This is a genomic window from Shewanella sp. 1CM18E, assembly GCF_023161665.1.
In the GTDB taxonomy this organism is placed as follows: Bacteria; Pseudomonadota; Gammaproteobacteria; order Enterobacterales; family Shewanellaceae; genus Shewanella.
Genome location: NZ_JALNTW010000014.1, coordinates 21,869 through 40,223, shown reverse-complemented (window position 1 = coordinate 40,223; position 18,355 = coordinate 21,869). Strand labels below are relative to the sequence as shown.

The window sequence follows — 18,355 nt, the reverse complement described above, 5'->3', positions numbered from 1 at the left end:
GATTTAAATCAATAAAACCCGACATGGTTTTATCTATTATCGTGGCAAAAAAAAGAGAAAGATTTGTACAAGCTACTAATAATAAGTCTGTTTTTTACTCTGCCACAATATTCATTCGCAGCTAATGATATTGAAACTAAACGGGCTCAATCAACTCCAGTAGATCTGACAACTCCCTTGGAACGTGTCGTTTCTTTAAATCAGCATGTTACTGAGGCTTTGTTGGCGCTACACGCCGACAAACAAATAATTGGCATTTCTTATAACGATGATAAGCCCGCTGAGCAATGGGCGCAGAGATTCAATACATTACCGACGTTATCTAAGGAATACCCCAATCCAGAGATATTGTTATCGTTACAACCACAACTGGTTATTGCGGGATTTAATAGTGCGTTTAGTGATTGGGGGATCGGCCCACGTCAACGTTGGATCGATTACGGCGTGGACAGTTACTTATTTAAGTCCGGTGAAACTAATGCGGTTGTTAGTATGGCGACCATCTTTAACGATTTAACAAATCTTGGTCAATTGTTGGGTAGAGAGCCTCAAGCTTATGAACTGATTGATGCCTATAAAAAACGGCTTGATGCTATAGGCAAGGTGCAAACCAAGCCAAGAGTTTTGTTATGGCTAAGAGAATACGATATTCCCTACGTTGCAGGCTGTTGCGGCGCTGGAAACTTATTAATTGAACAAGCGGGTGGGATTAATATTGGCCGTGATATTAACTCGCAATGGGGACATATGTCGTGGGAGTCTGTTGTGGCTCTTAATCCTGACGTTATATTAATGGTTGATTCAAATTGGTCGTCATTTACCCAAAAGAAAAATTATATAGATGCTCAGCCATTATCATTCGCTATCCATGCCGTTGAAAGCTCACAACTACTCAAGATAGGTTTTTCTGAAACCGTTGCAGGCGTGCGGCTCATTGATGGAATTGAATTGGTTAACGCATACCTCGAGCAAGTTACTGCATTATGAATTTTTTTAAGCGCTACTTGTGGTTGTTGATATTGGTGCTGCTGTGCTTTTTGCTGATCTTGTTCATCACTGGCGTGTCATATGGCGCGTTATCGTTATCTTTTTCTGAGTTAATTGGCGGCCTGATTCAATCAGAAGACCACAAACTCGCGTCAGCAATTATTTATGACATGCGCCTGCCGCGAGTGATCTTAGCCGCGCTTGTAGGTTCTGCATTATCTGTAGCAGGTCTTTTAACCCAAACTCTTGTCAGGAATCCGCTGGCAGATCCTTATTTACTCGGTATTGCCAATGGCGCCTCTTTATTTGCGGTAAGCGGCATTACTTTGGGCCTGTTTGTTCCACAATGGTTATTGTCGGTACTTGGGGCAACAAGCGCGTTTATCTTAGTGATGATGTGCGCTAATCGAAAAGGCGTGCCAGTGTCACCGATGGCTTTGGTTTTGTGCGGTGTCACAATCAGCTCTATTGGCGCATCATTAACGACCTTAATGATGATCCTTGGTGATGAGCAAGCATTAAGTCAGATCCTTAGATGGCTGATGGGCTCGCTCGTAGGGACAACCTGGGAGCATATCATTCCCTTGGCTATTGCTTTACCGCTCATTGTGTATCTAGCTTATCGCAACAGACACTATCTCGATTTAATGCTGCTTGGCGATGAAAAGTCACAGTCTATTGGCGTCAACCTGACGTTATTACGTTGGCAAGTCGCGTTCGGGGTTTTACTTTTAACCGGTATGTCAGTTGCCTCGGCTGGTGTTGTTGGCTTTATTGGCTTGTTAGTTCCGCATATTTGCCGACTGTTAGTCGGCGGAAGTCATAAACATCTTATCCCTATTACCGCGACATTAGGCGCTGTGACCTGTGTTTTCGTCGATATTATCTGTAGATGGTTATTGGCACCTAATGAACTACCGTTATCTGTGCCATTGGCATTGATCACTGCGCCATTACTTCTCTCGTTAATTAGAAGGCAGACTCATGCTGCATATTGATAGTTTGCGCATAGCCGCTAACGGGCTTGAAAACTTAGCACCATTTCAATTTAGTGTTAATCACGGAGAATGGGTGGGGATTTTAGGTCGTAATGGTTGTGGCAAAACGACTTTGCTTAAATCTATGGCTGGACTGCTGCCTGTTAAAAGTGGTGATTTATATTGGCGTACTGACTCGTTACTACGTATGAAGCAAAAGCTACGCGCTAATTATCTTGCACTTATGATGCAGCATAACGGTGCCTGCGGTGGTTTAAATGTCAGTGATGTAGTGTCTTTGGCCGCGTGCTCCTCTTGTATTGACCAAGCAAGGCTCGCGCAGTTGCTCGCAGATTGCAGCCTTACTCACCTTAAAGATCGCCAATTAGAACACCTATCTGGCGGCCAGTTACAACGCGTTATGTTGGCGCAAACATTATTTCAAAATACAGAATTACTGTTACTTGATGAACCGACTAACCATTTAGATATTTATCACCAACACCAATTGCTGTCGATCATCAAGCAGCGTGCAAACACCGTTATTGCAACCTTCCACGATATCAATTTAGCGGCGCAGTATTGCGACAAGCTTCTGCTTTTAGTTGATGACAAGGTGGCTTCATTTGGAGCGCCAACAGAGGTGTTAACACAAGAAAATATCCGTTTAGCGTATAAAGTTGATGCCCAAATACAAACTGGGGTTAATGGCGTTAACGTCACTGTTGTTGGAGTATTTGATGAGTAGTGTTTTATTGGCTTTAGGTGCAATCGCCATTGCAAATGTGAATGATATAGATGAGGTGATAACCGTAACCAATACGTTGGAGCAAACCTTAAGTTTAGATCAAGCGCAGTTAGGCCAATCTATGGTGGTGATTGAGCGAGAACAAATAACCAGCTTTGGCCAAGCTGATATTAACTCAATCCTCGCTCAATTGGTGCCGGGTTTATTCTCGTCCGCTAAGGGTGGTCGTTATGATGGCGGTTATTATTCATTACAAGGCTCACGTAAGCAGGATATCTTGTGGTTACTTGATGGTAACCGATTGAATAACCGCTTATATGGTGGGGTGTACCTAGATAGCTTAAATCCGAACATGATTGAGCGCATAGAAGTGCTCAAAGGTGGTCAAGGCATTGTCTACGGAACCAGCGCGATTGCTGGCGTGGTCAATATTGTTACTCGCGATCTATCAAAGCAAAACGTAGCTGAATTCTCGATAGGTGCAGACACACTTGCAACTCAAAGTATTGATGCTTATGTCTCTGGCGATATAGAAAGCATTGATTGGTCTTTATATGGTTCTTACTCAACGAGCGAAGGTTATCAACTTTGGCCTGATGAAAATATCCATTGGACAGCGTCGGATGACGTTAAGCGCGGTTATACGGTTTATAACATTGGCGGCAAGGCGAGATGGCTTGGTGAGCAAGATCAGCAGTTAACAATGTTGATGCAGTTCAATAATGCAGATCTAGAACGGCTTAGGCCTTATGGCACAATAAGCAGCAATAACGATAGAGATGAAAAACTCATAACTCTTGATTATCAGCAACCGATATTCGATGAGTGGGATCTGCAAGTAAAGGGTTATTACCACCGCTGGGATACTTATTATAACCGGGTCGATCAGGATGAAAATGGCGAGATCACGATAGTTGATGATAACAGTTATTGGGGTTTTGAGGATTACGGCCTAAAGGCGATAGCACAGTATCGCTCAGGCGAGATCAATGACTGGCTTGTTGGTGCAGAACTGCAACAATATCGCGGTGAAGATGAAGTGATGAACTTCGTCAGTGATACAGAAACCGTGCAATCTGTTTTTGTTCAATTTAGGCCTCAAATACATTCAACTCAATTTTCATTTGGCCTACGTTATAGTGATATCTCAGATGCTGGCGACAGTCTCAATTGGAGCGCAAGTAGTCAACATGAGTTTAACCCTAATATTATGCTTTCGGCGTCTGTCGGTACTGGCTTTAGGTTACCGAGCGCCGAAGAGCTATTTTCGGTAGCTGAGGAAGGCGGTGTTACGGGAAATTCTGATTTAGATCCTGAACAAAGCATGAGTGCCAATATTGGGCTTCGCCTGTCAGTTGATGAGTTTACGTTTGAGCCATTGCTTTTTTGGCGCGAAGTCGATGACTTAATCGGCATCAAAGATGCGCATTACGTCAATCTATCTGAACAGGTCAATACTAAAGGTTTTGAATTGCTTAGCCAGTGGCAATCAGAAGTACTTAGCATCTCTGCTGCGCTAACGTACGCAGATACTAAAGAGAAAGGCGAGTCTGAGCAGTTATCTGGGATCCCTAAGTGGTTATCACAAGTTAACGCGGACTATTTTGTTTCAGACAGTATAAAACTCGGTGTTCAAGGCCTGTATACCGGTTCTCTTACTGAGCATGATGTTGAAGTTGGCAGTGAGTGGGTTTTCTCATTGTCATCTAGCTACACATTAGGCCAACACACGCTCAGCCTGCGTTTAGAAAACATGTTTGATGTAGAGGGTGCCGTAAGCGTATTCAATCCAGGAAGCAGTGCACCAGAGGAGCATAGACAGCCCATACCAACTTTGGGGACTCCTCGAAACTTACAGTTTAATTATCGTTATCAAATGTAATCAATTTTTGGAGTCATTATGGGACAGAGAATATTATTTCTTGGCGTGTATGGTATGGAAATCGTTGAATGTGGTGGCGCACTGGCGATTAATGCTCAAAAAGGTGGTCAGTCATTTGCGTCAGTCATGCTTGCAAAAGAGATGATGAAGACTGAATTACAAGATGCTGCGACTGTGCTTGGCATTAATAAGTTGTACTTTAATGATTTTGAGCGTGGTGGGATTGATCTACGTAAAGAGTATAAAGTTGAGCTGGTAAGAGTTATTCGCGAAACCAAGCCGGATATTATCATTACTCAATGTCCTGAGCACAGCTATGAAGATCTCGATCCGGATAGAAGACCCGCTATGATGCTCATCCTCGAATCAATTGCGTTAGCGTCTCGAGATTTTGCTTTAGCTGAATTACCTGATCTAGCGCCACATCCAGTTGCCACTATATATTATATGAATCCCAAAACACCTAATTGTAGTATTTCATTGGCTTCAGTAATGCATTTAAAAAATAAGGCGATGGATTGTTTAACAATACAAATGCAGTTCTCTGGCGAACATTTTTCTCAGTGTTTATCTCAAGATGAACGAACAGCGATCAATCCACAGTTTGATTCACTGAGTTTTGTTGAACGAGGTCGCGCTGTACAGCAGGCAATTGATAACTCGCTCTATTTTTATAATGGCATTGGTAGCCACAGTAAGTTTGTTATTGCTGAGCCTTACAGAAGGCATGGGATTATGGAGCTAGAAGAGTTAATGCCTTAAGGCTTAACTAGATAGAAATAAAAATGCCAGTAACTCATTACTGGCATTTTAATGCTCAAAACTAATTGCGAATTAGCAATTAGAAGTTTGCAGAGTTTGGTGAACGTGGGAATGGGATCACGTCACGGATGTTAGCAACACCAGTTACGTAAGATACCAAACGCTCAAAACCTAGACCGAAACCAGCATGAGGTACTGTGCCGTAACGACGTAAATCACGGTACCACCAGTAATCTTCTTGGCTTAGTTCCATTTCAGCAAGACGTGCATCAAGTACATCTAAACGCTCTTCACGCTGTGCACCACCGATGATTTCACCGATGCCAGGAGCTAGAACGTCCATTGCAGCAACTGTTTTACCGTCGTCATTTAAGCGCATGTAGAATGCCTTAATGTCTTTCGGGTAGTTTTTAACAACTACAGGTGCTTTGAAGTGTTCTTCAGCAAGGTAACGCTCGTGCTCTGAGTGTAAATCGATACCCCATTCAACGTCGAACTCGAAATCTTTATCACAAGCTTTCAGAATTTCGATTGCGTCTGTGTAGTCGATTTGCGCGAAGTCACTGCTTACGAAGTTTTCTAGACGAGTGATTGCTGTTTTCTCTACACGTTGTGCAAAGAATTCAAGATCATCACGACGCTCTTCAAGTACGGCTTTGAAACAGTACTTAAGCATGTCTTCAGCAAGCTTAGCTGCATCGTTTAGATCAGCGTAAGCTACTTCAGGCTCAACCATCCAGAACTCAGCCAAGTGACGGCTAGTGTTTGAGTTTTCTGCACGGAATGTTGGGCCAAAAGTATAAACTTTTGATAATGCACAAGCATAAGTCTCAGCGTTAAGCTGACCAGATACAGTAAGGAAAGACTCTTTACCGAAGAAGTCTTCACCGTAATCAACAGTGCCTTTGTCAGTACGTGGTAGGTTCTCTAGATCTAATGTAGATACACGGAACATTTCACCTGCGCCTTCAGTGTCTGATGCAGTGATAAGTGGTGTAGAAACCCAGATATAACCTTGTTCATTGTAGAAGCGGTGAATCGCTTGCGATAAACAGTTACGTACACGGGCAACAGCACCAATGATGTTAGTGCGTGGACGTAAATGAGCTAATTCACGTAAATGCTCAATTGAGTGACGCTTTGCAGCCATTGGGTAGGTGTCTGGATCTTCAACCCAGCCAGCAACCTCAACTTTAGTCACTTGCATTTCAAACGCTTGGCCTTGACCTGGAGATTCAACAACTTCACCAGTCATCACTACAGAACAACCAGCAGTAAGCTTTAACACTTCGTTGGTGTAATTTTCTAGATTATTTGGCACAACACCCTGGATAGGGTCGAAACATGAACCGTCATAAACAGCTAGGAATGAAATCCCAGCTTTAGAATCGCGGCGGGATCTTACCCAGCCACGTACTGTGATTTGCGAACCAATCGCAAAGTCACCTTTAAACACAGAAGCGACAGATGTAATGCTCATTGTTGCTTAGTTCTCCAACGAAACGTTTTTTTAAATAATTTGGAGGTTTATATTACCTGTATAAACACTTTTCTCAAGTGGAAAGTAGGGTATCTTAGTGTCTAAATTGGTATTCTGCCGACAATCATGACAAAAACTACGGATGGCATGCATGAATAGAGTAAAAATCTTCCACTTTTTACTGTCGAGCCTGTCGATTATCGGCTGGTCTTTGGCAATCTATGCCTTAATGCTTTTTGATAAGGCAAGGCCTGATGCTGCGATAGGTTACTTTCAAAGCCATGGCGCAGAAGTAAGACTTGAGTGGGATCCTGAGCAAACGGTATTGCTGGAACATATTATTTGGGTGTGTGCGATACTAAGCTTTATCAATCTTGGGTTTAACTTTTACATTGCTCAGCGTAGTAAACTCGGCTGGTGGGTGAATATTCCATTACTGTTTACCTGCTCACTGGCTGCCGGGCTTTATATCCGCTTTGTGGTCTAGTCTATGTTTCTGTCATTTGTGTTCGAGTTAAGAGTGCTCCAGTAACAATACTTAGGTGTGAATATTTCTGTGTGAAAAATCCCGCTCCGATGTTGCTCATCGGAGCATGCAGCTGTAAAGCTCTACTAAAGCTCTACTATTGCAACAAGGCTAGTACAACAGCGTTGTTATTAGTGATCAGCTTACTAGTGATGGTTAAGTAAAAGATTTTCGTTATGACTTTAATTGTGACTTAGATGCCTACATAACAAATCAATCATTGCTGCAGTAGCGCCCCAAATAAAATGCTGTTTATAAGGAATAAAGTGCACCGGGTATTGCAATCCTTTACGGGTATAAAGCTGAGTGTGGCGATGATAACGCTTTAACAGAAATGACAGTGGCACGGTAAAGTATTCATCCACTTCACCTGGGTCGATAACTGGCACAAATGATTGTTTAACGGTTGCGACAAATGGAGTGATTTCAAAGCCTGTAAAAGTCTTATGGGCTGGCAACGCGCCAATGACCTCGACATTGGTACTTAATAAGCCAATCTCTTCTTGGGCTTCTCGTAACGCTGTTGCTTGATAACTTATATCTGCTTGCTCAACTTTACCGCCTGGAAAACTGATTTGCCCTGGATGCGCCCTAAGGTGTGTAGGGCGCTTGGTCAAAATAACGTGCAGCTGATTATTGATTTCATGGATAGCGATTAATACCGCAGCTTGACGCAGATTAGCCTCAATTTGGTCTAAGTCTGAATGAATAGGGTCGAGTTCTGGCAAAGTGTTAAGACTATAGCGGGCTTTAAACTCGACCAGATCCATTGATTATCCTTGTAATGAAGCCATAGTTATTGGCCCTTTAATAAACTTAAGCTTTTGACACTCGTTCGTTATTTATTTAGCGATTAAGCTTTGATAAGACTGGGAGTATTCGGCTCACTTTATCAAAACTTTCTTGGTACTCCGCATCAGCCTTAGAGTCGGCGACGATACCTCCTCCAGCCCAGCAATGAATGACACCTGATTTTTGCTGCTGATCTGTAGCTTTTGTTTCAGAGCCTTGTATTGAACTTGTTTGTTCTGACACTAACGTGCGGATAGTAATACTGGTATCCATAGTGCCGTCTTGGCTGATGTAACCAATAGAGCCACAATAGAGGCTTCTTCTTGAAGGTTCAAGTTCCTCGATAATCGACATTGCACGGATTTTTGGTGCGCCAGTTATCGAGCCTCCCGGGAAACAAGCCTTAAGTAAGTCAATTGGTGTTAGCTTAGGAGCTAGCTTGGCCGTTACTGTGCTAACTAAGTGATGTACGGCTGGAAAGCTTTCTACATCAAACAGTTTTGGTACCGTTACGCTTCCAGGGGCTGCAACTTTGCCTATATCGTTACGTAATAGATCGACAATCATTAAGTTTTCAGCGCGATCCTTTTCAGAATCTTTTAATTGCTGTGCTAACGCTAAGTCATTCAGCGGATCTGTATCGCGTGGCATAGTGCCTTTAATCGGCTTGGTCTGCACATCGCCATTTTGATGCTGAATAAAGCGCTCCGGTGAAATAGACAATAGGGCATGCTGCTCAAGACGGATAAACGCCGAGAATGGCGCGCCATTGGTTTCTCGTAGCGCCATATAAGCTTGCCATTCATCACCTTGATACTGTGCACTAAAACGCTGAGTCAAATTGATTTGGTAGCAATCACCACTTAAAAGATACTCTTGCACGCTAGCAAATTTTTGCTTGTAAGCTTGCTCGGTCAACTGATTTTGCCAATCACTGGTTAAAATGAAGGGCTCAATATTGCCTGATGTATCTGCTTTCGCAATATCTGGCTTAGCTGTATCGGTTGTATCTGTATTGCTAACAAGTTTAGATAGTCTATCTGCAAGAATATCGAGTGCTTCATTCGAGCTGTAATGCACTAAATGCCAGCTGTTATCTTGATAGTAAAAGATCAACGCCCAGTCATAACAGCCAAGGTTCATCTCTGGCAGCGAAATATCATTTTCAGCTATTTGCGGTAATGACTCGATTACTCGACCTAGATCGTAGTTAAAGCTGCCCATGACGCCGCCGCTAAACATAAATGGGCTGTGCTTCTGTACTGGGTAATATTCGTTAATTAGCGCATTGACCAAGCTAAACGGATCATCATTTGAATGCGATTGTTTTGCGTTATTGATGCTATAAGGCTGATTAATTGAAAAAAGGGCGCTTCTATCAATACTGCGATTGATTGTTGTGGTATCCGCCTTAGTCACAATCGTTGCTACTGGTTCGGCACAGATCACATCAAACCTTGCGTCAATGTGATTTGCATTGGCTGAATCGAGCAAAATTGCCCAAGGTGTATCTTCAAAATGGGAAAATACAGCTGTAGTGGTTAAATTCCAATCAAGACGCTTACAAAAAACGGCATTTTGCGCCAAATTGTTCATCTATTGACCCTATCTAAAATGTGATGTTTAACTAAAAGTCGCGAAAGAGTATCATATTGGTTAAACAAGTAATAAAAACAAAAACACCTGAGCGTTAACGGTGACTGAGTCATACATAACAATCAACTTTTAGTATGATTTCAGCCGATTAATAAGTGTCTGCTAAAAAGGAAGTGTCTGTGAGTAAAGAAGTCCCTGTCATTAAGCAAGCCGATCTCATTGAAAGCGTTGCTGATGCCCTACAATATATCTCTTATTATCATCCAAAAGATTTCGTCGATGCGATGGCCGAAGCCTATGAGCGTGAGCAAAGCCCTGCTGCTAAAGATGCGATTGCACAAATCTTAATTAATTCTCGTATGTCAGCAGAAGGTAAACGTCCTCTGTGCCAAGATACGGGCATTGTAACCTGTTTCGTTAAAATCGGCATGGGTGTTCAGTGGGATAAAACCGATTTAACCGTTCAAGAAATGGTTGATGAAGGTGTTCGCCGCGCTTATACCAATCCAGATAACCCTTTACGTGCATCTATTGTTGCCGACCCTGCTGGTGGCCGTAAGAATACTAAAGATAACACGCCATCAGTGGTGCATGTTGAAATGGTTCCGGGTAATCATGTTGATGTGGCTATTGCTGCCAAAGGTGGTGGCTCTGAAAACAAATCAAAAATGGCGATGTTAAATCCATCTGATGATATTGCTGCTTGGGTTGAGAAAACCTTGCCGACAATGGGCGCAGGTTGGTGTCCGCCGGGTATGCTGGGTATAGGTATTGGTGGCACGGCTGAAAAAGCGGCTGTTATGGCTAAAGAGTCATTAATGGACCCAGTCGATATTCATGAACTTCAAGCTCGCGGTGCTGAAACTGCTGATGAAAAGCTACGTTTAGATATATTTGAGCGCTCAAACAAGTTAGGTATTGGCGCGCAAGGTCTTGGCGGTGTAACAACAGTGCTTGATATCAAGATTAAATCTGCCCCAACACACGCAGCCTCTAAGCCTGTTGTAATGATCCCAAATTGTGCGGCAACCCGTCATGTACATTTCCATTTAGATGGTTCAGGTCCAGCCGATCTAAGTCCACCATCTTTAGAAGATTGGCCGGAGATCACTTGGGAAGTGGGCGAGAGCGTTCGCCGTGTTGATTTGAACACAGTGACGCAAGCAGAAATGGAGCAGTGGAAGAGCGGTGATACTTTGCTGCTTAACGGTAAGATGCTTACTGGCCGTGATGCTGCCCATAAACGTATTCAAAGCTTAATTGAAAGCGGTGAAGGTTTACCTGAAGGAGTAGATTTTAAAGGGAAATTTATTTACTACGTAGGCCCAGTTGATCCAGTTGGTGATGAAGTTGTAGGTCCTGCAGGCCCAACGACTGCAACTCGTATGGATAAATTTACTGACTTGATGCTCGAAACCACGGGTCTAATGGGCATGATTGGTAAGGCTGAGCGTGGCCCTGCTACCGTTGAGTCGATTAAAAAGCATAAGTCTTGTTATTTAATGGCTGTTGGCGGCGCTGCATACCTTGTTTCTAAAGCGATTAAGAAATCACGCGTGGTTGCTTTTGCTGATCTTGGTATGGAAGCCATTTATGAATTTGATGTCAAAGATATGCCCGTTACAGTTGCAGTTGACTCTGATGGTGTTAATGCCCATGAAACCGGACCAGCCATTTGGAAGGTTAAGTTAGAAGGCTAAATTGAATAGCTAGATTGAAAAGCTAAGTTAAAGGCTAAGTAAAAGTCTTTAAATAAGCGCACCTATTTAGCCAATGGTTAAGCTGACTGAAATAATTTGTTGCAGTCAGCTTTCAATCTAAGGCCTGAGTGTATTGATTCAGGCCTTAATTTTGGCTACTGTGCTGGTCAACTCGCACAAATTACTGACTATTTAGATAAATACTTACTTCATAACTACAGATTTAATAAACAATTGATTAATGTTTATTGAGTCTATGCAGTGGGTCGTTATGTAAATAGCTTTGGTATTAATAAGCAAGTCGCAAATTGAACTGAAAACCTTTCAATAAAAATAACGATTAACGATAAGAATAAGACTACTACGATGAAAAAAACTGCAATCATAATGGCGCTTGCGTCTGCTGGCGCGGTATTTAGCGCTCAGGCTGCATCAACAGCACCTTTTACCGTCCAAGATCTCGTTAAAATGAATAAGCTTCACTCGGCTGCATTGTCGAATGATGGTGAAAAAATCGTTTATGCTGTGAAAAATATTGATGCGGAAGGTAAGTCAACGACAGACCTTTATTTGCAACAACTTAGCGGTTCTACAGCAATTAAGCAGCTTACAAGCGCAGCAGGCACTGAACATAGTGTGGCGTTTGGCCCGAATGATAAAAATATCTATTTCCTAGCCGCACGTAATGGTTCAAGCCAAATATACAAACTTGCACTCGATGGCGGTGAGGCAATTCAAGTAACCGATTTCCCGCTTGATGTTGAAGGCTTTAAATTATCGCAAGATGGCAAACAAGTTGTCGTTAATATGCGTGTATTCCCAGAATGTAAAGATCTTGCTTGTTCAAAAGATAAATTTACCGAAGAAGCAGAGCGTGATACCACTGGCCGCGAATATAAGCAGTTAATGGTGCGTCACTGGGATACATGGAGCGACCATTCAAGAAGCCACTTGTTTGTAGCGCAACTAAATGGCACTAAAGTGTCTGATGCGGTTGATGTAACTGCTGGTCTTGATACTGAAACGCCGCCTAAGCCGTTCTCAGGAATGGAAGAAGTGACCTTTACCCCAGATGGTAAGCATGTTGTTTATACAGCAAAAGCACCTGGCAAAGATCAAGCATGGATCACTAACTACGATTTATGGAAAGTCAGTGTGGCTGGTGGCAAGGCCGAAAACTTAACTGCAGACAATAAAGCGTGGGATGCACATCCAACTTATTCTGCTGACGGCCGTTATTTAGCTTACTTTGCAATGACAAAGCCTGGCTTTGAAGCTGACCGTTACCGCATCATGCTGCGTGACACCGTCACAGGCCAAGAAAAAGAAGTGGCACCACTATGGGATCGTAGCCCAAGCTCGTTAGCATTTGCTAAAGACAATAAGACCTTATATGTCACAGCGCAAGATGTTGGCCAAGTGTCTATCTTTGAAGTTAACACCCAATTTGGCGATGTAAAGACTATCTATAACGAAGGTAGTAACAGCATTGTTGGTGTAAATAACGACAAGATTATCTTTAGCCACAAGTCTCTAGTTGAGCCGGGCGATCTGTATAGCATTAATCTAGATGGTCAAAACCTTAATCGTTTAACTGAAGTGAACAAAGACAAACTCGCTAAAGTGAAGTTTGGTGAATACCAGCAGTTTAGTTTTAAAGGCTGGAACAACGAGGAAGTGTTTGGTTACTGGATCAAGCCTGCTAACTATAAAGCAGGTGAGAAGTACCCAATTGCCTTCTTAGTACACGGCGGGCCGCAAGGCTCATTTGGTAACTCGTTTAGCAGTCGTTGGAACCCACAGTTATGGGCAGGTGCTGGTTATGGTGTGGTGATGATTGATTTCCACGGCTCAACTGGTTACGGACAAGCGTTTACTGATTCTATTACCCAAGATTGGGGCGGTAAACCGCTTGAAGATCTGCAAAAAGGCCTAGCAGCTGTGACTAAGCAGCAAAAATGGTTAGACGGCGATAATGCCTGTGCATTGGGTGGTTCTTATGGTGGTTACATGATGAACTGGATCCAAGGTAACTGGAACGACGGCTTTAAGTGTCTCGTTAACCATGCGGGTCTGTTTGATATGCGCTCTATGTACTATGTAACTGAAGAACTTTGGTTCCCAGAGTTTGAGTTTGGTGGCACATACGATAAAAACAAAGAGCTATACGAGAAGTTTAACCCGGTTAACTACGTAGAAAACTGGCAGACACCTATGCTAGTGATCCACGGCGAGAAAGACTTCCGTGTTCCTTATGGCCAAGGTCTAGCAGCCTTTACCTATATGCAGCGTAATGGCATTCCATCAGAACTGTTAATTTATCCTGATGAGAACCACTGGATCCTAAACCCAGACAATCTAGAGCAATGGTACGCAAATGTGCTCGGTTGGATGGACCGTTGGACAGAGAAGTAAATAAAACCCGAAAGCCAGAATGAAAATTCTGGCTTTTTTATTGAGCATCATAATTTTGTCTTTAAAGGAATAAATAGATGAGCCTTATCGCAAACACGCCAACGCCACCTTACTACTGCGTTGTTTTTACGTCTGAAATGGCAGAAAACATCGAAGGATATGCTACTATGGGACAAACCATGATTGAGCTGGCAGAGCAACAAGAGGGGCTTCTTGGAATGGAGTCGGCGCGGGAGCAGTTGGGGATCACTGTGTCTTATTGGCGAAGCCTTGCAGATATTAAAGCGTGGAAATTAAATGCTGAACACTTAGAAGCGCAGCGGTTAGGCCGTGAAAAGTGGTGTTCATCTTTTACCTTACGAATTGCAAAAGTTGAACGTGAGTATTCTTTCAATGGTGAATAACTCTGCATACCACGAGTTTACTCATTGGACTACTGAATAAATAACAGATAAATAGCCGAACAAATAGTAGGGTAAATGGCTAGCTAACAGAGAGCGTCAGTTAAAAAGACTTAACGCGCTGTCGAATTAAGTCATAGGTTTATGATATGGAAATCGTTTTACAAGATCCGTCTATTGCGTGGTCTAAGTTTAGTAATTTTGTTTGGTTTTCTGTGTTAGCGATAATACTTAGCTATACCGTTATTAGAATTGACGCGTACCGCAAAATGAAAAAGCTAAAGGCAAAGATAGTGATGTTAAAATGCGGCTTTTTGCCTTTATTACTCTTGTATGCCGGATACACTGAGCAATTAAATCGTTTTTACGCGCTAGCGATAAACGATAACGGCGTCTTAACACTGAGATATGTCTTTCCTAAGGGGAAACATATTTGGATTGAAGATTATCGCGCTAGAGTTAGCCGTGACGGCGCCCGTTGTTCACTTAACATATTTAGTGATGGTGAACGTTTGAAAAGTGTCATGGTGGTAAATACCAATATTTGTCGCGAGGCGGTGCAAGCGGTTGAATCGAGCTAAACATAAGATATTTATACGGTTAACAAGCGATTAATTGCAGCTCAAATAGGGGGCGGGTAAAACAAAGCCAGAACATAAGTTCTGGCTTTTTTGTATTTAATACGGCTGCTAATCTAAGGCATACTCAAGTTAGCAATCTCGGGTATATGTTGTTACCGCGTATTCATGTCGCCGAGTTGGTGAGCGATATTCAACATGGCATTCAAATTTACCTGAACGAATTTGACCAAGCTTATCTTGCCATTTTGCCGGTACGATTGCTGCAGAGCCTGAACGCTTGTATACATTAGTGATAAGAAAGTCTTCTTCAGACAAACCAAAAGCTTTGCGATAGTTATTGTTGATGATGTTGTTTAGCTTGATTGGAGCCAGCGGATATCCATTGCTGACATAAACCTTAGTGCCACTGACATCGATAAAGTACTCACCAAACAGCCTATTGCAGTTGGGGTGTTTATTAAATAACGAACAGCCCGAGAGTTCATTAATGCTTTCAATCGCTGTTTTAGTATAAATAATCTTGTTCTGGGCATCGACCTTTGCTGCCACATCTTGAAGTTGGGCGATTTGCGCATTTTGACCGATATCAAGGAGTTTAGGCAGAGTAAACACTGCAATGATGGCTAAAATAACGACTACAGTGACCAGTTCTATAAGCGTATAACCGCAGGTTGATTTGTTTTTAATAAGCATGCTAGTGAACGGAGTGTACAAAAGCGCGGAGAATAATGATTATTGCTTTTGCAAACAAGCAACTAAGTGACTGCAAAACGGAGGAATATCGTAATTGCAGTCAGAGTCACATTTTAACTGGTTGAAACTTATGCTTATAGCTGTCAGGGAGTCGCGTAAGAACTAGTGTTTAGCTAAATATGGTTCTAGTGCTAGTGCTAGTGCTAGCTCTAGCTTGAGCTTATCTTTAACTAGGCTCAAGCTTTGACTCTGTCCTGACTTAGCAATCTTTAGTAAAGACTTTTACGCTATAGTTTCGAATCGATGTTGGCGAGCTATATTCTACATGGCACTCAAAAATACCATTCTTAATATCGTTTAGTTTTTCTGACCATTTTATCGGCACAATTGCAGTGGCAGATAAATGGCGAGTCACACTGGTAAAGTCAAATTCTGTGCTTGGTAAACCAAAAACAGTACGGTAGTTATTATTAACCGTTGCGCTAGATGTTAGCGGCGGAAGCGGATAACCCATGCTGACATAAAGACGAGTAGCGCTTGCATCGATAAAGTATTCGCCTTGCCTGATGTCCCAATTAGGGTGATTGCCACAAGCGTAAGAACATCCCTTTAGTTGCTCAATATGAGCAATCGCACTTTTACTGTAAGTTAGCTGGTTTTGTGCGCTAATTGATGCAGCAATTGAATTAAGCTGAGCGATATGTGCATCTCGGTCTAAGTTAATCAGTTTGGGTAGTGCTACTATCGATATAATCGCAACAATAATGATGACAAAAACCAGTTCTATTAATGTAAAACCATATGAATTATTGCGAGATGCTTGCATGCTTGTTACCGATTGAAAAATAAAGCGCGCAGGGTAACGAGCGTAGTAGCTGTATTCAAGTATGAGGTGTTACATTTTGATACGTATTAAGCTAAGTGTTAACTGGATCACTGTTTATGGATAGTGAATTGCCATTATTAGCCAAGTAAAATGCTCGTCAGTAACAGAGTCAGTAAATAATATGAGTAAAGCAAAGTTAACCAGGCGATGATTTATAGCCACCTTTATACTCATAGATAAAAAGGCCTGCTAGATAGCAGGCCTTTCGTTATTAGCTCATTATTGAGCATCAAATCCACTTCAAAAATTCAATGCTCTAATGACGACTTAGCTAAATTGGTTCATGGTATTGTCTTTACCTGATGCTTTTAGCGCCTGATCACCCGAGAAGTATTCCTTGTGATCATCACCCATGTCAGAACCAGCCATATTTTGGTGCTTAACACAGGCAATACCTTGGCGGATCTCTTTACGCTGAACATTGGCTACATAACCTAGCATGCCTTGGTCACCAAAGTACTCTTTGGCTAGGTTATCAGTCGATAGCGCAGCGGTATGATATGTTGGTAGCGTAATCAAGTGATGGAAAATACCCGCTTCACGCGCAGCATCTGCTTGGAAGGTACGGATCTTCTCATCAGCTTGTATTGCGAGCTCAGTATTGTCGTAATCAACACTCATTAGCTTATCGCGGTCGTATGCTGATACATCTTGACCTGCTTCAGTCATCGCATCAAATACTTGCTGACGGAAGTTTAGGGTCCAGTTAAACGAAGGCGAGTTATTGTAAACTAGCTTAGCATTTGGAATGGTTTCACGGATCTTATTTACCATAGCGCCAATCTGGGCAACGTGTGGCTTTTCAGTTTCAATCCACAGTAAGTCAGCACCGTTTTGTAATGATGTAATACAGTCAAGCACGCAGCGTTCTTCACCTGTTCCTTTACGGAACTGGAATAAACCATTCGGTAGTCGAGCTGGTTTTACTAGTTGACCATTTTGCTGGAACACTACATCGCCGTTTGCAAGGTTAGCCGCATCTACAGCTTCAACTTCTAGGAATGAGTTGTATTGCTCACCCAAATCACCAGGCTCATTAGTTACAGCAATCTTTTGTGTAAGACCGGCACCTAATGAATCTGTACGCGCAACAATCACGCCGTCATCAATGCCAAGTTCAAGGAATGCATAACGAACAGCGTTGATTTTTGCCAAGAACTCTACATGAGGTACAGTTACTTTACCGTCTTGGTGGCCGCATTGCTTAACGTCAGATACTTGGTTTTCAAGCTGGATACAACACGCACCGGCTTCAATCATCTGTTTAGCCATCAGGTAAGTCGCTTCTTCGTTACCAAAACCGGCATCGATATCTGCAATAATTGGTACAACATGAGTTTCAAAATTATCAATCTTCGCTTGAATTGCTGGCTTTTCTGCTTCGGTAGCTGCATCTAATTGACGGAATAGGCCGCCTAACTCACGTGCGTCAGCTTGTCTTAGGAAGGTGTAAAGCTCTTTAATTAGTGAAGCAACTGATGTCTTTTCATGCATAGATTGGTCTGGTAATGGACCAAATTCACTTCTTAGTGCAGCAACCATCCAACCTGATAGATATAAGTAGCGACGTTTAGTGGTAAGCAGATGCTTTTTGATAGAAATCATTTTCTGTTGGCCGATAAAACCGTGCCAGCAACCTAAAGACTGGGTGTACTGTGACGAATCTTTGTCGTAGTTTTCCATATCTTCACGCATAATTTTGGCTGTGTACTTCGCAATATCTAAACCGGTTTTAAAGCGGTTTTGTAGACGCATGCGGGCTACAGATTCAGGGTTGATTGCATTCCATGCGCTACCTTCAGCATTAATCAAGGTAGCAGCTTCATCGATGTTTGTTCTGTAATTTGTCATGTGTCTATTCCTTTAACAATATGATTAGCGGCGATTGATTACGTTGAAAATAGTAGTAAGATTTGTTTAAATAAGTCT

At 42.4% G+C, this 18,355-nt stretch carries 16 protein-coding genes; 10 read left to right on the top strand and 6 right to left on the bottom strand.

Going from position 1 to position 18,355, the window contains the following annotated elements; all coding sequences use genetic code 11:
- Positions 1-63: 63 nt before the first annotated feature.
- Genes MSG37_RS16315 through MSG37_RS16295 form a run of 5 tightly spaced genes read left to right on the top strand, consistent with a single transcriptional unit; the run spans position 64 to position 5,356 of the window.
- Positions 64-987: an ABC transporter substrate-binding protein gene (locus tag MSG37_RS16315; RefSeq protein WP_248471717.1), complete on the top strand. Its 924-nt coding sequence runs from the start codon at positions 64-66 to the stop codon at positions 985-987.
- On the top strand, positions 984-1,985 hold the full coding sequence (locus MSG37_RS16310; protein ID WP_248471716.1) for an iron ABC transporter permease: 1,002 nt from the start codon (positions 984-986) through the stop codon (positions 1,983-1,985). The genes MSG37_RS16315 and MSG37_RS16310 overlap by 4 nt, the downstream gene beginning before the upstream one ends.
- Positions 1,972-2,712 carry an ABC transporter ATP-binding protein gene (locus MSG37_RS16305; protein ID WP_248471715.1) on the top strand — a complete coding sequence of 247 codons (741 nt, stop codon included), beginning with the start codon at positions 1,972-1,974 and terminating at the stop codon, positions 2,710-2,712. Before MSG37_RS16310 ends, MSG37_RS16305 begins: the two co-directional genes overlap by 14 nt.
- Entirely contained in the window at positions 2,705-4,594 is a 1,890-nt protein-coding gene (locus MSG37_RS16300; RefSeq protein ID WP_248471714.1) for a TonB-dependent receptor, read from the top strand. The genes MSG37_RS16305 and MSG37_RS16300 overlap by 8 nt, the downstream gene beginning before the upstream one ends.
- 18 nt (positions 4,595-4,612) lie before the next feature.
- Positions 4,613-5,356 (top strand): PIG-L family deacetylase, encoded by a 744-nt coding sequence (locus MSG37_RS16295; RefSeq protein ID WP_248471713.1) that lies wholly within the window; start codon positions 4,613-4,615, stop codon positions 5,354-5,356.
- Positions 5,357-5,435: 79 nt separating this feature from the next.
- Here MSG37_RS16295 and asnS read toward each other — a convergent pair whose 3' ends face one another.
- Positions 5,436-6,836: an asparagine--tRNA ligase gene (gene asnS, locus MSG37_RS16290; RefSeq protein ID WP_248471712.1), complete on the bottom strand. Its 1,401-nt coding sequence runs from the start codon at positions 6,834-6,836 to the stop codon at positions 5,436-5,438.
- Between the two features lie 151 nt (positions 6,837-6,987).
- On the opposite strand from asnS, the gene MSG37_RS16285 reads away from it, so the two are divergent.
- A complete protein-coding gene (locus MSG37_RS16285) occupies positions 6,988-7,323 on the top strand; it encodes a hypothetical protein (protein WP_248471711.1) in 336 nt (111 codons plus the stop codon).
- Between the two features lie 221 nt (positions 7,324-7,544).
- On the opposite strand, the gene MSG37_RS16280 is transcribed toward MSG37_RS16285, so the two are convergent.
- Together MSG37_RS16280 and pabB are read right to left on the bottom strand one after the other, a co-directional pair.
- Positions 7,545-8,132 carry a CoA pyrophosphatase gene (locus MSG37_RS16280; protein WP_248471710.1) on the bottom strand — a complete coding sequence of 196 codons (588 nt, stop codon included), beginning with the start codon at positions 8,130-8,132 and terminating at the stop codon, positions 7,545-7,547.
- 76 nt (positions 8,133-8,208) lie between these two features.
- Positions 8,209-9,750, bottom strand: coding sequence for an aminodeoxychorismate synthase component I (gene pabB / locus MSG37_RS16275; RefSeq protein ID WP_248471709.1), 1,542 nt, complete (start codon positions 9,748-9,750; stop codon positions 8,209-8,211).
- A gap of 155 nt (positions 9,751-9,905) precedes the next feature.
- On the opposite strand from pabB, the gene MSG37_RS16270 reads away from it, so the two are divergent.
- The 4 genes from MSG37_RS16270 to MSG37_RS16255 all read left to right on the top strand — a co-directional run bounded on the left by MSG37_RS16270 (position 9,906) and on the right by MSG37_RS16255 (position 14,847).
- Positions 9,906-11,450, top strand: coding sequence for a fumarate hydratase (locus tag MSG37_RS16270; protein ID WP_248471708.1), 1,545 nt, complete (start codon positions 9,906-9,908; stop codon positions 11,448-11,450).
- Between the two features lie 366 nt (positions 11,451-11,816).
- On the top strand, positions 11,817-13,865 hold the full coding sequence (locus MSG37_RS16265; RefSeq protein ID WP_248471707.1) for a S9 family peptidase: 2,049 nt from the start codon (positions 11,817-11,819) through the stop codon (positions 13,863-13,865).
- A gap of 77 nt (positions 13,866-13,942) precedes the next feature.
- Positions 13,943-14,269, top strand: a complete 327-nt coding sequence (locus tag MSG37_RS16260; RefSeq protein ID WP_248471706.1) for an antibiotic biosynthesis monooxygenase — start codon at positions 13,943-13,945, stop codon at positions 14,267-14,269.
- 146 nt (positions 14,270-14,415) lie between these two features.
- Complete coding sequence (locus MSG37_RS16255) at positions 14,416-14,847, top strand: hypothetical protein (RefSeq protein ID WP_248471705.1); 432 nt, start codon at positions 14,416-14,418, stop codon at positions 14,845-14,847.
- A 129-nt stretch (positions 14,848-14,976) separates the two neighbouring features.
- On the opposite strand, the gene MSG37_RS16250 is transcribed toward MSG37_RS16255, so the two are convergent.
- The 3 genes from MSG37_RS16250 to MSG37_RS16240 all read right to left on the bottom strand — a co-directional run bounded on the left by MSG37_RS16250 (position 14,977) and on the right by MSG37_RS16240 (position 18,277).
- Positions 14,977-15,540 (bottom strand): type II secretion system protein, encoded by a 564-nt coding sequence (locus MSG37_RS16250; protein WP_248471704.1) that lies wholly within the window; start codon positions 15,538-15,540, stop codon positions 14,977-14,979.
- A gap of 259 nt (positions 15,541-15,799) precedes the next feature.
- Positions 15,800-16,366, bottom strand: a complete 567-nt coding sequence (locus MSG37_RS16245; RefSeq protein ID WP_248471703.1) for a prepilin-type N-terminal cleavage/methylation domain-containing protein — start codon at positions 16,364-16,366, stop codon at positions 15,800-15,802.
- 327 nt (positions 16,367-16,693) lie between these two features.
- Positions 16,694-18,277: an isocitrate lyase gene (locus MSG37_RS16240; RefSeq protein WP_248471702.1), complete on the bottom strand. Its 1,584-nt coding sequence runs from the start codon at positions 18,275-18,277 to the stop codon at positions 16,694-16,696.
- Between the last annotated feature and the right edge of the window lie 78 nt (positions 18,278-18,355).